The sequence below is a fragment of the Pararhizobium sp. genome, assembly GCF_965279435.1.
Lineage (GTDB): Bacteria > Pseudomonadota > Alphaproteobacteria > Rhizobiales > Rhizobiaceae > Pararhizobium.
The window spans coordinates 378,141-394,783 of the sequence record NZ_CBDIHY010000002.1; the positions used below are offsets into that span (position 1 = coordinate 378,141).

Sequence of the window (16,643 nt, forward strand, 5' to 3'; positions counted from 1 at the left end):
TTCGCCTTTCAATCAACGATCGGTAGAGAAATCCTTACGATCAGCCCGCTGCGGTCCTGCCGGTTTAGGACAGTCATTGTTCCGCCGTTGGCCCTTGCGACCGTCAGGGCGATTGCAAGGCCAAGCCCGCTGCCGCTGGCGAGATGCTTGCCGCTACGAAAACGCGTGCCCGCATGTGCGATCTCGTCTTTGCTCATCCCAAGGCCCTCATCCATCACTTCGATGATCGCCGTATCGCTATCGGTTTTTAGGAAGACCGATATCAGCGAGTTCTCCGGTGCATACGTTGCCGCATTATCAATGAGATTGGCGAGCGCCTCGCATAACAAGGCCCCATTAACGCGAACCGCCACCTTGGTATCGGGTGCCTCGAATATGCAATCCATCTTCCTGCTTCGGATGCGGGGCCAGAGCATTCTGACCGTATCTGCAATCATTTCGGAGAGGCCAAGGACTTCCTGCGGGTAGATATCGGTCCCCTGCGATGTCCGTGCCTTTGCAAGAGCGAGGAGCTGATTGGTTGTCCGGATAGACCGTTCCAGCACGTCTTTGGAGGCATGCAGCGTGGCGCGAACCCCTTCGCTATCCTGCTGGTGCAGCGCATAGTCGATCTGGGTGCGCAGGATGGTCATCGGAGTTCGAAGCTGATGCGAGGCGTCGTCGAGGAAACGCCGCTGCTGTGTCGCCTCCTCCACCGTTTTCTGCATCAGGCCATTCATCGCCTCGACCAGCGGACGTACCTCGCTCGGCAACGACGCGACGGCCACGGGCTTCAGATCCTCCGGCTCTCGATTATCGATCGCTACCCGCAGACTGTGCAGCGGTTTCAGCGCCTTGACGACACCCAATGCGATCAACACCGCCAAGATCAGCACGACCAGCAGATCACGAAGGATCGCCCGTCCGATAAGCTCGTTTTGAAAGGCCGACCGTGAAGTCTTGGTTTCCGCAACCTGGATGGTGATCTGAACCCCATCGGGATCGTGGGCATCGAGCGGACGTTGAAGTGCACCGATGCGTATATCCTGGCCAACATAGACGCCGTCGTGGAAGCGGAGTTGTCCATTCTCAAGATTGTGCGTCTTCGGCAGCAGCACATCGCCAATCTGGACGAGCCCGTCGCTCGTTGAAACGTTGAAATAAACCGCTCCCTGCGCCGTCAGCTGAAAGAATTCAAAGAGGTTGTAAGGGAGTTCGACACCCACCCCGCCGCTCTCGGTCGATATGTTCGCGTCTACCGCCCGGACCGCGCCCGCCAGCGACCGGTCGTAGGCGCTGTCGGCCATTTCCTGGATCGTTGTCGTACTGAACCAGAGTGTGGAGGCCATCGCAGCAATGATCGCCGGCAGGATCCAGAATCCGAGAGTGACAGCCAGACTCCGCCCATGGCGCTCGGGGTTGATCATGATTGTCCCGCTTCGAGAACATAACCCAATCCCCTCAGCGTTCTGATCTGAACGGTGCCGGACAGCTTCTTGCGCAACCGGTGTGCGATAACCTCGATCGCCTCCAGGTGCATGTCGGCATCGTATGAAAACATGCGATCCATGATTTTCTGTTTGGACATGGGTTCGCCGGCATGCTGGATGAGGACGCGCAACATCGAATGTTCCCGCGGTGTCAGTTCGATTGGTGCATCCTGCAGGCTGAATTTCTGTTCGGCAGACGAATAGGACAGCTCTCCGCAAGAAAACGTGCCGGCGTTTCGCCCATGCGACCTGCGGATCAACGCCACGAGCCTGGCTTCCAGTTCTTCTATGGCGAAGGGCTTCGCCAGGAAGTCGTCCGCACCTTCGTGCAGACTGTCGATCCGCTCGGCCAGCGTGTCACGGGCGGTCAGTATCAGTGCAGGCGTGGTGTCATGTCTGGCCCGCATGGCTGACAATACCGATCGTCCGTCCATGGCAGGAAGACCGAGGTCAAGGACAACGGCATCAAACTCTTCCGCTTGCAAACGGCTATCGGCGACGGCACCATCCTCTGCCCATTCGATCATGAACGAGTAGCGCTGCTTCAAAGCCTTGATCAGCCATTGCGCCAACTCGGCATCGTCTTCCACCAGAAGAATTTTCAAGAACGCCCCTCACCGTTTCTGCCAATCTAGCTGCATCACGATAACCAGCCAATGCGCGTCCGTTAAAATCGCGTCATCCCCGCCTGCCGCAAAATGATCCGCACATCCCATAGCTTGAGGAATGTAGTGAACCATCCGGCAAGGCATTGAGGGAAGGCTCGGCCCGCAGATATTGGGTGATCTATCTACAGTGGCCTGCTAAGAGTGTTCCGAGTTTAATTCGCGGTGATCTGAAGCCTGGCTCTAATGGTCCGGATCAGGCGATGTACTGAGCGCCGCCGTTCAATACCAACGATGTAAGAGGCTTTGCCTCAGGCTGACTCGCGTAAGATGATCTCGCCGTTTAGCAGGACCTGTTCATCACCCCCGAGCCCTGTGCCACTGCCGTCTTCGCCAAGTTTGCGGAGCAGCAATTCCATGGCGATGCGGCCGATGTCGTTGTAGCTCTGCGCGACCGTGGTAATCGGCGGGCAAGCGTAGCGCGACAGCGGGTGGTCGTCGTGGCCGGCGATCCGCAGGGTGCAGCCTGCGCCGTGACCGACCTTGATGCCGGATTGGTAAGCGGCTGCGATCGCACCGAAAGCGACGCGGTCGTTGGCACACAGCACCGTCGCCGTCGGGAAACCACCGGCTTCGAGAATCCGCAAGGTTTCCTCATAGCCGAATTTTTCGAAATCCCAGCTGGCAGGCTGCGCGATCGGTAATATGATCGGCTCCATGCGCAGCTGCACCATCGCCTCGGTGTAGGCGGCTTCCCTGGTGCCGGCATTGGTGTTGACGGGTGGCATGCCGAGATAACAGGGTGGCTCGCCGGATCGGCACAGATAATCGACGATCAGCTGGAAGCTCTGCCGGTTGTTGGTGCCGACGAACGGCGAAACATCATCAAGCGGCGAATCGACGAAAATCAGCGGGATGGACGCCGCCATCGCCAGCAGTGTTTCCTGCTGCGACTGCACGCCGAGCGGCGCAATGATGGCGCCGGCAACGTTCATCGACTTCAGCGTCTCGATCGCCCGCGCCTCCATCGCCGCATTGCCATCCGAGGACAGCACAAAGGCCAGGAAACCCGACGCATTGGCGATCAGTTCCACACGCCGCGTCAGCGCCATGTAGAACGGATCGGTCGAGTTCGGGATGATGATGCCGATGATGTTGCTGCGCCGGCGGTTGAGGTTGACGGCAAACATGTTCGGCCGGAAGCCGCTCTGCTTGAGCGCGGCTTCGATCAGGTCGCGGGTCTTGCGGCGGACGGAACTGGGATCGTTGAAATATTTCGAGACGGTCGGACGCGACAATCCGACAAACTCGGAGAAATCCTCCATCGTCCTGATCGGTTTGTCTTGCAAATTGGCGTCCACTCAAGCTCTCAATCGATTTAAATATCAGCTTCACGTTTCAAGCAAAACTTCCACCGGGATGCAAGCCGCTCTTCTTCAAGGGCGGCAGGCTGTAAAGTAACTCTCCAGAACATGGTCCACCGCTGCGATGGCCAGAGCCGTCGCTTGAGGCTTTGCCCGGCCGTCGCGAACCGCCGTGTAACTCGCCTGCAGATACTGGCTAATCAGCGTTTCGGGGATCTGGACACCGTCGAGAACGGCAAAAAGCTGTTTGACGGCGGCATCGATTTCCGGATGCGGCCAGTAATAGCGGATGCGGTCACTATAGCTGAAGTGACGCTGCAGCCGCTGCTCATCCGGCGAGCCGTGATAGTATTTTTCCCAGTTCTTCGGCTCTGACGTCAGGACCCGCTCAACGGTTGCGAGCAGGGTTTCCGGGCGCTTGGCCGGAAACAGGAAATCGGCGATCCGGTCGAGCCCGTAGAAGGCTTCCCTCAGGGCAAAGGTGAGCCCGGGGCCGACCTTGAGGATGGCAAAGCCATCCAGCACCAGTTGGCGAAGGGCTTCCTGCGTCTGGTAATCGGTGGAATGTGCCTCGAACACCATGCCCGGCATATCGGCCAATGTAGCACTCAGCGTTTGGGCCTTGCCGGTTTCGTAGGCGATCACGTTGTGATTACCGAACTCCACGCCCGGCTGCACGACGGCGCCGACTACGCGCGAAAAAGCGTTTTCGACACCGGCTGCGGCGAAAGCCTTGCGGTGCACGGCGATGGTTTCACGCGCAGCATCGGGCTTGGTGACCTCGAGACTGTCGAGTTCTTCCATGGCGCCGCCCGGAATGGGAACCTCCGTGCCGATGATATAGACCGGCTTGATGCCGGTGGAGCCGGCAAGTGCTGCCTCAGCGGCAGCCGCAAGACTTGCTGCCCGCTCTGCCGTGATCGCATCCGGCAGCGCAACAGGCTCGCCGGCACAGCCCATGCTGGTATCCAGATGAAGCTTGGTGAAACCGGCTTCGGCGTAGGCTTTGATCATGACCCTGGCCTTGTCCATCGCCTCGTCGGCGGGCAGGTTCTTCCAGGGATTGGGACCGAGATGGTCGCCGCCAAGGATCAGCTTTTCGAGAGGAAAACCGGTTCTCGCCGCAATCATCTCGACAAATGTACGAAAGTCGGCGGGCGTCATGCCGGTATAGCCACCGTCCTGATTGACCTGATTGCAGGTGGCTTCGACGAGAAGATGGGTATCGCTGCGAAGCGCATGCAGCATCGAAGCCTCGATCACGATCGGATGCGCGGAGCAGATCGAAGGGATGCCCTTGGGGCCGGTACGCATACCCCAGGAGGCGATGTCGGAGAGATAGCTCTGTGTCATGTCAGGCCTTGCCTCGCGTTTTGATAAGAAGATCGAGCTCGCTGCGGGTGGAGGCGCCTTCCATCGGGCCGGCCTTAGTGACAGCGCGTGCGCCGGATGCATTGGCGTATAAAAGAGCTTCGGCTGGGCTTGCGCCTTGCAGCCAGAACGTGACGAAGGTCGCCCCGAAGCAGTCGCCCGCACCGGTCGGATCGACTTCCTCGACAGGAAAGCCTTCGAGATCGAGTGCCGTCTCGGCGTCGAAATAACTGGCACCCTTGGCGCCGCGCTTCACAACGATCGCCTTGATGCCCCGGGCAAGGAGCTCCGCGACGGCCTCGCTCTCTCCCTTGGCCTTCGCAAACAGGAAGAGCTCTTCGCCACTCGGCATGAACAGATCGGTCTTCGACAGAACCGTCTGCAGCGCCTCGCGCATACCGGGACTGTCGAGAATTTCGGGCCGGAGATTGGGATCGAAGGACACGGTACCGCCAGCGGCCTTGATCCGGTCGACGGCCGTCAGGATGCTCTCCACCACGCTCGGTGCATAAAGGGCGGTTCCCATGACATGCATATGCGTGCAGCTGTCGATCAACGCCAGATGTTCATCGGACAGTTCGATCGTGCCGCAGGCGCTGTGTCTGATGTTGAAGACAAAGGCGCGGCTGCCGTCTTCGCGATACCGCACGAAGGCGCTGCCGGTCGTTCCCTGCGGCACCATTTCGATACCGGACACATCGACACCATCGGCTGTCAGCCGGTCGATGTTGACCCAGCCGAAATCATCCTCGCCGACGCGCGAGATGATGGCGCAATCCTGCCCCAGCTTGCCGACCTGGTCGATAAAGATTGCCGGAGCGCCGGAGGGAAAGGGACCAATCAGCGGCACAGCCTCACGGAAGCCGTTGCCGCGGTTGGTGGCGACGATCTCCACCAGGATTTCGCCGATAGTCAGAATTTTCGACATGGGATCACTGCTCTATTACGGATTATTGCTTGGCCTGCTTGGAGCGGACGTCGAGCCAGACGGCGACAAGGATGACGACGCCCTTGACGATCAGCTGGTAGAAATAGGGCACCGACATCATGTTCATGCCGTTGTTCAGGACACCGATGATCAGGGCGCCGATCATGGTGCCGATCATCGTTCCGACGCCGCCAGCAAGGCTCGTGCCTCCGAGGACCGCTGCGGCGATGGCGTCGAGTTCGTAGCTCATGCCGGCATTGGTTTGCGCTGAAAACAGCCGGGAAGAGAGGAGTACGCCGCTGATTGCGGCCATCACACCCGAAATCATGAAAATGGCGATCTTCAAACGATCGACCTTGATGCCGGAATAAAGCGCTGCTTCGCGGTTGCCGCCGGTGAGATAGGCGCGGCGGCCGAAGCGCGTCTTGCTGAGCAGGATGTGATTGAACAGGAAGAGCACGGCAACGAACCAAATGACGATCGGAACGCCGATGAAACTCTGCGTGCCGATGGCCGTCCATGTCGGTTCGGTGATCATCGCCGGCGCGCCGTTCGTGGGCAGGCTGACGAGCCCGCGAAAGATCCCCATGGTCGCGACGGTGACGATGAAGGATGGCAACCGGAATTTTGCCGTCAGCACGCCATTGGCAAGTCCGAGCATCGCGCCGGACAGCAGGGTAATGACAAATGTCGGCGCAAACCCGAGGCCAGCGGCAAAACACTGGGCCGCGACCATGCCGGCAACGGCGATAATCGAGCCGATCGACAAGTCAATCTCGCCGAGCAAAATCACCCATGTCATGCCGAAGGCGGCGATGGCGATGACGGCAACCTGCTGAAGCACATTGAGGAAATTCGCCACCGACATGAAACGCCCGTTCATGAAGGAGAAGATGACGCAGAGGGCGACAAGCGACAGAAAGATGCCGCCATACTGCTTGAAGACCCGTATAAAGGCGGCATTGGCCGCCGTTGTTTCACTCATGATACAAATCCCGTCGCAAAGCTCATGATCTTTTCCGGTTTCATCTGTTCGCCCGACGCGGTTGCCGTCACCCGGCCCTCGCTCATGACGACGACACGGTCACTCATGCTGATGATCTCCGGTAGCTCGGAGGACACGAGCAGGATTGCCGTGCCTTCCGCTGCCAGCTGGCGGATGATCTTGTAGATTTCAAATTTGGCGCCGACATCGACGCCGCGTGTCGGCTCGTCGAGGATCAGGATTTTTGGCCGGGTCAAAAGCCACTTGGCCAAAACAATCTTTTGCTGGTTGCCGCCCGACAGCGACCCGACGATCGTCTGGAGTGACCCGGTCTTGATGGCCAGGCGCTTGACCTCGGCGTCTGCGGCGAGACGCTCCCGGCGGCGTTTGAGGAAGCCGAAGGTGCCGGAATAGTCCTTGAGCGCGACCATGGAAATGTTCGCCTCGACATTGTGGCTGAGGACGAGCCCTTCTTCCTTGCGATTTTCGGTAACGAAACCAATGCCGCGATCGATCGCATCGACTGGCGAGGAAATGGTCACCTGCTTGCCGTCGATACTTATGGAGCCTGAAGTGCGCTTCATGCCGAACAGGGCATTCATGACTTCCGAGCGACCCGAGCCGATCAGGCCGAAGAAACCGAGTATCTCGCCGGGACGGACGTCGAAGGTGATATTCTCGAATTCACCATCGCGCGACAGGCCGTCGACACCGAGGATCGGCTTTGCGCTCATGGCCGGCGCCGGTACATCCCGGGCGGGATAGATCGCGTCCATGTCGCGGCCGACCATGAGCGCAATCAGCTCGTCGATGGTGGTCTCGTTCTTGTCGCGCGTTGTGATGTAGCTGCCGTCGCGAACCACCGTAATGTCATCGCTCAACCGCATGATCTCTTCCATGCGGTGCGAAATGTAGATGACGGCGACGCCGCGCGCTTTCAGCTGGGAAATGATCTCGAACAGGATCTCGGCTTCGTTGTCACTGAGCGAGGATGTCGGTTCGTCGAGAATGACGACTTTTGCGTCGACGCTGAGCCCCTTGGCGATCTCGACCAGCTGGCGCTGCGCGATCGAAAGATCACCGACCTTTTCTGTCACCGCAACCGGAAGCTTGAGATCTGCGACAATGGATGCGGCCTTGCGCGTCAGCGCCTTGTCGTTGATGAAGCCGATCGTCGAGGGTTCGCGCGTTGCCAGAATGTTTTCGGCCACGGTCATGTTGTTGCAGAGGCTCAGTTCCTGGAAGACGATGGTCAGACCCGCCCTGGCCGCATCCTGGGGATTGGCTGGTGCATAGGGCTTGCCGTCCATCAGGATGCTTCCCGATGTCGGCTGGTAGACGCCGGCAAGGATTTTCATCAGCGTCGATTTCCCGGCACCGTTTTCGCCGAGAATGGTGTGCACGCGGCCCGGCATGACGCTGAGCTGCATGCTCTTCAACGCAGCCACAGTGCCAAAGTATTTTGTGACATCCTTGATTTCGAGGATTGCGGCATTGCCGGACGTATCCATCGCATCAACCTTTGCATCTTCGTTCCCGACGGCCACGCTTTTTCAAGCGAAGCCGTCGGAAGGGAGCGGTCATTGCCGGAAGGCAATTCGCCCTGGGAGGGGTATAGGAGGGCCGGATTACTTCTTGGTGTAAACGCCCGGGACGATCGGCTGCGATGCAGGCACCTCTTCGCCAGCGACGATCTTGATTGCGGTATCGACAGCAAGCTTGCCCATCTGGTCCGGGAACTGCTGGATGACGCCAACCATATCCGGATCCGAGTCAACTGCGGCGATCGCCTCCGGCATGCCGTCGAAGCCGATGACCTTGACCTTGCCGGTCAGGCCCGCGGACTTCACGGCAACGGCGGCAGCAAGAGCCGCATCATCGCCAAAACCGAAGATGCCGGCGATATCCGGGTTTGACTGCAACATGTTTTGGGCAACCGCAAGCGCTTCGGCGCGGGTGATACCGGTCTGAATCGAGACGATCTTCATCTCCGGGTGCTTGGCGATCGCTTCCTTGAAGCCGTTGACGCGATTGACCACCGATTGAACCAAGGGGTAGTCAATGATCGCGACATTACCCTTGCCGCCCAGTTGCTCTGCCATCAGCTCACCAGCCTTGACGCCACCGGCATAATTGTCGGTGCCGATATAGGAGGCGACTTCGGTGCCTTCTACCGGGACATCGACCGTGATGACCTTGATACCGGCGGCCTGAGCGCGCATCACCGCAGCAAGGGCACCCTTGCTGTCGACAGGCGACATGATGATGACGCTGACGCCCTTGACGATGAAGTCTTCAATATCGGCGAGCTGCTTGTTGAGGTCCTGATTGGCGATGGCAATTTCGACCGGAACGTTCTTCGCCTTGGCTTCGGCTGCAATCGCCTGGCCGAGCTCGATGTAGAACGGATGCTGCTGGGTCAGGAGCGACGCGCCAATGCCTTCTGCCTGGGCCGAAAAGGCAGCCAGCGTGAAGGCGGCGGATACGAGCAGTGACTTGGCGATACGAGAAATGGACATGATTTCCTCCCTAGAATAGCGACGAGGCCGGACGGCTATGGCCGTTACAGCTGGCGGCCTCCCATACCAGCCAGCGAATATCTGCCACTAAAGTTTCCGCGCGTCAACTTTAAATTCTATGCGCGTAAATTTGTGATGCGATTATCGTGCTGCGTTCCGGCGCCGGATGGCAGTTCCTCTACACTCCATGTTTGCAGGCAGGCTTGCGATCGTTATCACAACGATCCTCTATCACGCTGTATGATCAACCGAGCGTGCAGACGCACCATAAGGCTCTCGCGTTGATCGAGTACGTCACTGTATTTCGGCGGCCACTGGTAATGCCACTCTCACCTTGTGCTGTGGTGCGACATCGATGAGTTCGGACGGGGGTGGCGAAGAAAAGACATCCAGTGCGGCGCTTCTATCAGAAATGAAGCTACGCCCGTTCAACGAGTAAGGATGAGTGACGTTATTCGCTGAAGCGGGAGAGCTGAGTGCCCTCTCCGGATCAGGAATAGCGGCGATCAGGCGGCGCGTATAGGGATGGGTCGGTTTTTCGAAGATTTCCCGCCACCCACCTTCTTCCACGACCTGGCCGAAATACATCACCAGTACCCGGTCGCTCATGTGCTCGACCACGCTCAGGTCGTGGCTGATCATCAGGTAGGATAGGCCGAGTTTTTCCTGCAGATCCAGCAAGAGGTTGATGATCTGCGCGCGGATCGACACATCTAGCGCCGATACCGGCTCGTCGAGCACAACGATCTCCGGCTCAAGGATCAGCGCGCGGGCAATGCCGATGCGCTGGCGCTGGCCACCGGAAAATTCGTGTGGATAGCGGTTTGCGTGCTCAGGTGTCAGGCCGACATTCTTCAGCATGGCCTCAATGCGGCCCTCGATTTCCGACGCTGCGGTGATGCCGTGCAACTTCAGCGGGGCGGCAAGCGAGGTGCGCACCGACTGACGCGGATTGAGCGAGGCATAGGGGTCCTGAAACACCATCTGTACCGCCTTGGCACGCTGCATCCGTCCCGGCGCGCCCGGACCGGCGAGTGGCTGGCCGCGATAGCGGATCATACCCTCAGTCGGCTCTTGAAGACCGAGGATCGAGAGCGCCGTCGTGGATTTGCCGCAGCCGGACTCGCCGACAATCGAGAGGCATTCGCCTTTGGCAAGCGAAAAACTGATGCCGTTGACGGCATGCAACATGCGCCGACCTCTGCCAAGCAGACCGCCGCCGGAAATCGGAAACCGGACATGCAGGTTGTCCACCTGCAGCAGCGGGGTGGTCATGGCTGGCTCCCTTCCGCATCGCGCGGCGCGATGAAACGGGTTTCTGTCAGCGTCGAGCGGTCGGCGATGATACTGTCGATATCGACGAGCCGCTGGCGGCCGTGCTGGCTACGACTGCCAAGGCGCGGTAGGGCGCCGAGGAGGCCTCGTGTATAGTCGTGCTGCGGTGTGTCGAAGAGCGCTCGCGTCTCGTTCTCCTCCACCAGACATCCAGCATACATGACGCCGACCCGCTGGCAGATGCTGGCGATGACGCCGAGATCGTGGCTGATGAAGAGCACGGCCGTACCGCGTTCGGCGCAAAGTTCCTTGATCAGGCGCAGCACCTCAGCCTGCACGGTGACGTCGAGCGCCGTCGTCGGTTCGTCGGCGATCAGCAGGTCGGGATTGCAGGCGAGCGCCATGGCAATCATCACACGCTGACGCAGGCCACCCGACATCTGGTGCGGATAGTTTTTCGCGCGCCGGTCCGGGTTGGGCACGCGCACGCTGGCAAGCGCCTTGACCGCAAGCTTCTGCGCTTCGCCCCAGCTCTTGTCCTGATGCAGCACGAACATTTCGGCGATCTGCCGGCCGACGGTGGACAACGGGTTCAGCGCCGTCATCGGTTCCTGAAAGATCATGGCGATGCGATTGCCACGCAGGCGCCGCATCTCCCGCTTCGGCAGGGCCAAAAGGTTTTGCCCCTTGAACAGGATTTCGCCGCTGGAGACGGCCAGAGGCTTTTTCAGCAGCCCCATGACCGCAAGCGACGTCACCGATTTTCCGGAACCGGACTCTCCGACGAGACCATAGGCCTCACCCGGCATGATTTGAAAGGATACCCCCTTGAGCAGGGGATGGTGGGCGGTACGGCCAAGCGCCACGCCCATGTGCAGGCTCCTGATGTCGAGAAGCGGCGCGGTCATGGCTTGCGCGTCCTCATGTGCGGATCAAGGCTGTCACGTAGGCCGTCGCCGAGAAGGTTGAACCCGAGCACCGACAGGAAGATGGCGAGGCCGGGAAAGATAGCGACCCACGGCGCCAGCTGGATGAGCTGGCGCGCATCGGTCAGCATCGAGCCCCAGCTCGGAAACGGCGGCTGGATGCCGAGGCCAAGGAAGGAAAGGGCTGCCTCCGACAGTACCGCCGAACCCATGCCGAGCGTTGCCATGACGAGGATCGGCCCCATCATGTTGGGCAGGATCTGGGTGAACATGATGCGCAGGTCACCATAGCCGAGCGTTTGGGCCGCCTGCACATATCCCTGCGATTTCAGCGACAGCGTCGAGGAACGGGCGATGCGGCAGGTCCAGCTCCAGTTGGTGAGGCCAAGCGCGACAAGAAGAGACGGCAGCCCCGGCCCCAGCACCGCCATCACGGCGAGCGCGAAGATCAGCGAGGGAATGGCAAGCATCACATTGGTGAGGCCGTTCACCAGATCATCCCACCAACCGCCCCAGTAACCGGCGGTCATGCCGAGCGTGACGCCGATGATCGAATTGATCACCTGCGAGACGATGCCGACCGTCAGCGAGATCTGCGCGCCATAGAGGATACGGGTGTAGACGTCGCGCCCCTGAGCATCCGTGCCAAACCAGAAGGTCGCATCCGGTGGCAGTTCCGAGCTCATCAGATCGGCGTCGAGCACGGGGTCGAAGGGCGCGATCCACGGGGCGAGCACGCCTGCGAAAATCACCAGCGCTGTCAGGCCCGCGCCAAGCCAGAAGTTGAAGCCGAAACGCATTGGCGTCACTCCTGCTTGATGCGCGGGTCGATCGCGGCGTAGATCAGATCGACGGCGGTATTGATGACGAGGAACCAGAGCACGATGACGAGGATTGTGCCTTGCACCACGGGAATGTCGCGGATCGCAACGCTATCGACCAACAGCGAACCGATGCCGGGCCAGGCAAAAAGCTTTTCGATGACGACAGCCTGGCCGATCAGCGAACCGAATTGCAGGCCGACCGTTGTAACGATCAAAACCAGCGCATTGCGCGCCACATGCCAGCTGACCACCTTGATCTCGCTCATGCCCTTGGAATGGGCGGTACGGATAAAATCGGCGTTGAGCACATCGAGCACGCCTGCCCTCGTGGTGCGTGCAAGGAGCGCAAGTGGTGTAACGCCGAGCGTGATGGCAGGAAGGATGAGGTTCTGGAACGACCCGTTGCCATATCCGAAACTCGGCAGCCAGTTCAACTGCAGGGCAAACAGATACATCATCAACAGGCCCAGCCAGAACTGTGGCATGGAAAGGCCCGAAACCGCACCGATCATCGTCACCGTATCGAGTACCGAGCCTGGTCTCATGGCGGCGAGGAAGCCGAGTGGCACGCCGATGACCAGGGCAAAGGCCATGGCGGCGATCGCCAGTTTCAGCGAGGCCCACATCCGGTCGTGGATGAGATCGATCACCGGTTGGCGGGTGCGGAAGCTGGTTCCGAGATCGAACTGTGCGAGATCTGTGACATAGGTCGCGAAGCGTTCCATCAACGGCTTGTTCAGCCCGAATTCCTCGTTGAGACGGGCGATCATCTGCGGATCGGCGGCGCGTTTGCCGTCGGCAAACAGACTGGCGGCGAAGGTGCCAGGCACCACCGAGAAAATAACGAAGATAAGCAGCGCCACCACGACGACGGTGGGTACGATCTGCAGAATACGGCGCAGGGTAAAACGAAGCATGAGCGGTCCCGGTTTGGCCGCCCTTACGGAACGGCAATCGATGCGGGGGTGGCCGTGATGTTTTCACGGCCACCCCGAACCTCTCAAGGCTTACTGGCGTGCTGGTGCGGTCTCGTCGATCCAGATGTCGTCATAGGGCTGGATCGCCAGTTCCATTGCGTTCGGAACAAGCCCATGGATCCACGGCTGGTAGGCCATGACCGCCTTGTTGTAGTTGAAGAACCAGACCGGCGCGTCGTCCTGCAAGATATTGTTCGCCTGGCGCAGAAGATCGCTCTGCTTGGCCGGGTCGCGCTCCTGCTGGGCGGCCTCGTAGAGCTTGTCGAAATCCGGGCTCGCATAACTCGTATAGTTGCAGGCCGATTGCAGTGTCTTCGAATGGAAGCAGCGCAATGCGTTCAGCGGATCGGGGCCGGAAAGGTTCGACCAGATGAAGGCCTGGAAGGTGTTCGAGGTTACCGCATCGCCAAGTGCGGAGCTTTCGACCGGCTTCGGCTTCACGGTGATGCCGACCTTTTTCAGCATCGGCAGGATGGCTTCGACGATCGGCACGCCCCAGCTTTCGTTCGGGCTCGCCGTCACTTCGAATTCAAAGCCATCTGCATAGCCGGCTTCGGCAAGCAAGGCCTTGGCCTTCTCCGGATCAAAGGCATAAGCTGGCTTTTCCTTGTCGAAGGCGGGCGAAGAAATCGGCAGCCAGCCAGAAGCGGGGTAAGCCTTGTTCTTGACGAGGCGTTCGATGATCAGCGGCGCATTGATCGCATGGTTGATCGCTTGGCGCACCCGCTTGTCTTTGAAGGGCTCGAAAGCCTGATTGAAGCCGATGTTGCGGGTATAGACCTCGGCAACTTCAAGCAGGTGGTCTTTCAGCCCATCTTCGCCCTGATAGGCCTGATACTGGGTCGGGCCGAGGATCGAGACATCGATTTCCTTGTTGCGGAAGGCGACATCGCGCGCCGCATCCTCGCCCATCAGCACGATGTTGATGCGGTCCAGATAGGGTTTGCCCTCCTCATAGTACTTGTCGAATTTTTCGACTACGACCTGCGAGCCGGGCACGTGCTCCTTGAAGACGAAGGCACCAAGGCCGACGGGGGACTTGGCGAAGCTCGTTTCATCCTCGACATTCGATGGATAGATCACCGTCGTGTTCTGCATCAGCGGAAAACCGGGATTGATCGGGCCGGTGTAGGTGATTTCCAGCGTGTGGTCGTCGATCTTCTTGAGGCCCGAAATTTCCTCCGCCTTGCCGGCGATATAGTCGTCCGCGCCTTTGATGACCGCGATGAAGCTGGCGCCTGAAAAGGCGTTCTTCGGGTTGGCGATGCGCTTGTAGCTGTAGATGATGTCATCGGCCGTCAGTGGTTTACCATTATGGAAAACAGCATTTTTGCGCAGATGATAGGTCCGGACCGTGCCATCCGCAGAAATATCCTCTGACGTTGCCAGTTCCAGCACCGGCTTGTTCTGGACGGAATCCCAGCTGTAGAGCCCGCGATGAATGGCCTGGGTGATGAATTCTTCCTGCGTGTTCGGGCTTGCCTGCACGTCGAGCGTTGCAAAGCTTGAGCCGTACGGCGCGGTGAAGACAAGCGTTCCGCCGGAACGCTCGCCTGCGGCAAGTGCTCCGGTCGCGACGCCAAGGCTGAGCATGGCGGCGAGTGTCAGTTTTTTCAGCATTTCGTTCTCCCTCTCGTGCCGTTTTCGGCATCGTTTCGTTTCAGTCCCGTAGGCGTTCAGCGCGCGTCGTGCACGACGCGACCGGCAAGCAAGGTCAACAAGCAGCGGGTGCCGGACAGAATGGTGCTGGCCGGGGCTTCCAGAAGATCATTGTCGAAGACAGCGATATCCGCCCACTGGCCAGGCACGAGCCGGCCCTTGACCGCCTCGGCCTTCTGCGACCAGGCGCCGTATTCCGTGTAGGCCTGCAAGGCTTCCTCGCGGCCAAGCTTCTCTGTCGCATCCATTACCGTACCCTTGCCGGTCTGGCGCGTGATCATTGCATGCAGGTTCGGGAACGGATCGGGCGAGCAGACCGGTGAGTCCGAGCCGGTCGAGGGTTTTAGGCCCATGCGCATCCAGGTGCCGATCGGATAGGATGCCATGCCGCGCTCTTGCCCGAGCACGGAGATATAGCTGTCGCCGAAATCGTGGATGAAGGCCATCTGCGGTGCAGGCAGGATGCCAGCCGCTTTCATGCGCGCATTCTGCTCCGGCGAGGAAAAGCCGCAATGCTCGATGCGGTGGCGGCGGTCGGGATCGGGATTGGCGGCGAGTGCCTTCTCGTACGCCGTAATCAGCTGTTCGATCGCCCCATCGCCAATGGCGTGGCAGACCATCTGATAGCCCCGGTCATGGCAGTCCTTGACGACCCCCTCGACCACTGCATCCGGCAGCATCTGCACGCCGATATTGTCGGGTTCGCCCTGATAGGGCTGGGTCATCCAGGCCGTTCGACCGCCGGCGGAACCATCAAGGAAAATCTTGACGCCACCGACGCGCAGCATGTCATCGCCGGCCCCGCCGATAAGCCCCGCGCGCCAGCAATCCTCAACGATGGAAACGCCGGGATCGCCAAGCAGCGTCAGCCAGACGCGCACCGGTAACCGGCCGGTAAGCTTGGCCATCTCATAGGCCTGGATTTCCGGAAAGCCGGCAACATGTCCAACCGCTGCATCCATGCAGCTGGTAATACCGAAGGCGAGCAAATGCTGGCCTGCCCGTTCGATGCCGTCGATCAGCTCTTCCGTCGTCGTCTCGGGCATTGCAGCCTTGACCAGGTTCTGTGAATTTTCCGCGAGAAAGCCGTTCAGCTTGCCATCAGTGAGACCAATCACGCCACCATCCGGCACCGGCGTTTCTTCGCTGATACCGGCCAGCGCCAGTGCACGGGAATTGGCGATCGAGACATGGCCGCAGGCCCGCGTCAACATGACCGGGTGATCGGGCGCTGCGTGATCGAGATCTTCGCGAGTCGGATGCTGGCCCGTGTCGAGCTTGACCTGGTCATAACCGCGGGCCCGGACCCAGCTACCCTTTGGCATAGTCGCGGCGCGGTCGGAGATGGCTTGCATCAGGGAACCAAGCGTCGGCGCGGCGGCCGGTGTGGCATCGACAAAGCCCATGGCGATGCCGGTTGCAATCAGGTGCAGGTGGTTGTCGATGAGCCCGGGGCTGGCAAAGCGGCCTTTCAGATCGATGACCTCGGTCGCCGCACCCTTCAGGCTCAGCATGTCGGCATTGCTGCCCGTTGCAAGAACCTTGCCCTGCCACACGGCAACAGCTTGGCTGATGCCCTCCTCCCGGCCACACCAGATGCGGCCATTGTGCAAGATAAGATCGGCTTCAATTGCGAATGCCATTCACAGCTCCCCCTGTGGGCACCGGGCGAACCGGTGCCTATTTCCTCCAGACGTAAGGTGAAAGGTTGTGGCTGGCTTGGCCAATTCGCTTTTGGCAC

At 59.8% G+C, this 16,643-nt stretch carries 14 protein-coding genes; all 14 read right to left on the bottom strand.

The genetic code is table 11. The features are described from left to right. Positions 1 to 8 precede the first annotated feature (8 nt). Positions 9 to 1,406, bottom strand: coding sequence for a sensor histidine kinase (locus tag ACQY8Q_RS03315; RefSeq protein ID WP_428424617.1), 1,398 nt, complete (start codon positions 1,404 to 1,406; stop codon positions 9 to 11). After that, positions 1,403 to 2,074, bottom strand: a complete 672-nt coding sequence (locus tag ACQY8Q_RS03320; RefSeq protein ID WP_428424619.1) for a response regulator — start codon at positions 2,072 to 2,074, stop codon at positions 1,403 to 1,405. Before ACQY8Q_RS03320 ends, ACQY8Q_RS03315 begins: the two co-directional genes overlap by 4 nt. Before the next feature lie 311 nt (positions 2,075 to 2,385). Further along, on the bottom strand, positions 2,386 to 3,399 hold the full coding sequence (locus tag ACQY8Q_RS03325) for a LacI family DNA-binding transcriptional regulator (RefSeq protein ID WP_428425540.1): 1,014 nt from the start codon (positions 3,397 to 3,399) through the stop codon (positions 2,386 to 2,388). Positions 3,400 to 3,510: 111 nt separating this feature from the next. Next, the gene (locus ACQY8Q_RS03330; protein ID WP_428424621.1) at positions 3,511 to 4,791 is read right to left on the bottom strand and encodes a D-tagatose-bisphosphate aldolase, class II, non-catalytic subunit; all 1,281 of its coding nucleotides are present in this window, start codon (positions 4,789 to 4,791) and stop codon (positions 3,511 to 3,513) included. 1 nt (position 4,792) lies between these two features. Continuing rightward, positions 4,793 to 5,737, bottom strand: a complete 945-nt coding sequence (locus tag ACQY8Q_RS03335) for a tagatose kinase (protein WP_428424623.1) — start codon at positions 5,735 to 5,737, stop codon at positions 4,793 to 4,795. A 22-nt stretch (positions 5,738 to 5,759) separates the two neighbouring features. Beyond that, a complete protein-coding gene (locus tag ACQY8Q_RS03340) occupies positions 5,760 to 6,722 on the bottom strand; it encodes an ABC transporter permease (RefSeq protein WP_428424625.1) in 963 nt (320 codons plus the stop codon). Further along, a complete protein-coding gene (locus ACQY8Q_RS03345; RefSeq protein ID WP_428425542.1) occupies positions 6,719 to 8,233 on the bottom strand; it encodes a sugar ABC transporter ATP-binding protein in 1,515 nt (504 codons plus the stop codon). The genes ACQY8Q_RS03340 and ACQY8Q_RS03345 overlap by 4 nt, the downstream gene beginning before the upstream one ends. 117 nt (positions 8,234 to 8,350) lie before the next feature. Then, positions 8,351 to 9,241, bottom strand: coding sequence for a substrate-binding domain-containing protein (locus ACQY8Q_RS03350; protein ID WP_428424627.1), 891 nt, complete (start codon positions 9,239 to 9,241; stop codon positions 8,351 to 8,353). 294 nt (positions 9,242 to 9,535) lie between these two features. Further along, positions 9,536 to 10,516 carry an ABC transporter ATP-binding protein gene (locus tag ACQY8Q_RS03355; protein WP_428424629.1) on the bottom strand — a complete coding sequence of 327 codons (981 nt, stop codon included), beginning with the start codon at positions 10,514 to 10,516 and terminating at the stop codon, positions 9,536 to 9,538. Continuing rightward, positions 10,513 to 11,424 (bottom strand): ABC transporter ATP-binding protein, encoded by a 912-nt coding sequence (locus ACQY8Q_RS03360; protein ID WP_428424631.1) that lies wholly within the window; start codon positions 11,422 to 11,424, stop codon positions 10,513 to 10,515. The genes ACQY8Q_RS03355 and ACQY8Q_RS03360 overlap by 4 nt, the downstream gene beginning before the upstream one ends. Further along, positions 11,421 to 12,242: an ABC transporter permease gene (locus ACQY8Q_RS03365; RefSeq protein ID WP_428424633.1), complete on the bottom strand. Its 822-nt coding sequence runs from the start codon at positions 12,240 to 12,242 to the stop codon at positions 11,421 to 11,423. The genes ACQY8Q_RS03360 and ACQY8Q_RS03365 overlap by 4 nt, the downstream gene beginning before the upstream one ends. Before the next feature lie 5 nt (positions 12,243 to 12,247). Then, positions 12,248 to 13,183, bottom strand: coding sequence for an ABC transporter permease (locus ACQY8Q_RS03370; RefSeq protein WP_428424635.1), 936 nt, complete (start codon positions 13,181 to 13,183; stop codon positions 12,248 to 12,250). 90 nt (positions 13,184 to 13,273) lie between these two features. Then, positions 13,274 to 14,863 carry an ABC transporter substrate-binding protein gene (locus tag ACQY8Q_RS03375; RefSeq protein WP_428424637.1) on the bottom strand — a complete coding sequence of 530 codons (1,590 nt, stop codon included), beginning with the start codon at positions 14,861 to 14,863 and terminating at the stop codon, positions 13,274 to 13,276. A gap of 56 nt (positions 14,864 to 14,919) precedes the next feature. Beyond that, entirely contained in the window at positions 14,920 to 16,545 is a 1,626-nt protein-coding gene (locus ACQY8Q_RS03380; RefSeq protein WP_428424639.1) for an amidohydrolase, read from the bottom strand. Between the last annotated feature and the right edge of the window lie 98 nt (positions 16,546 to 16,643).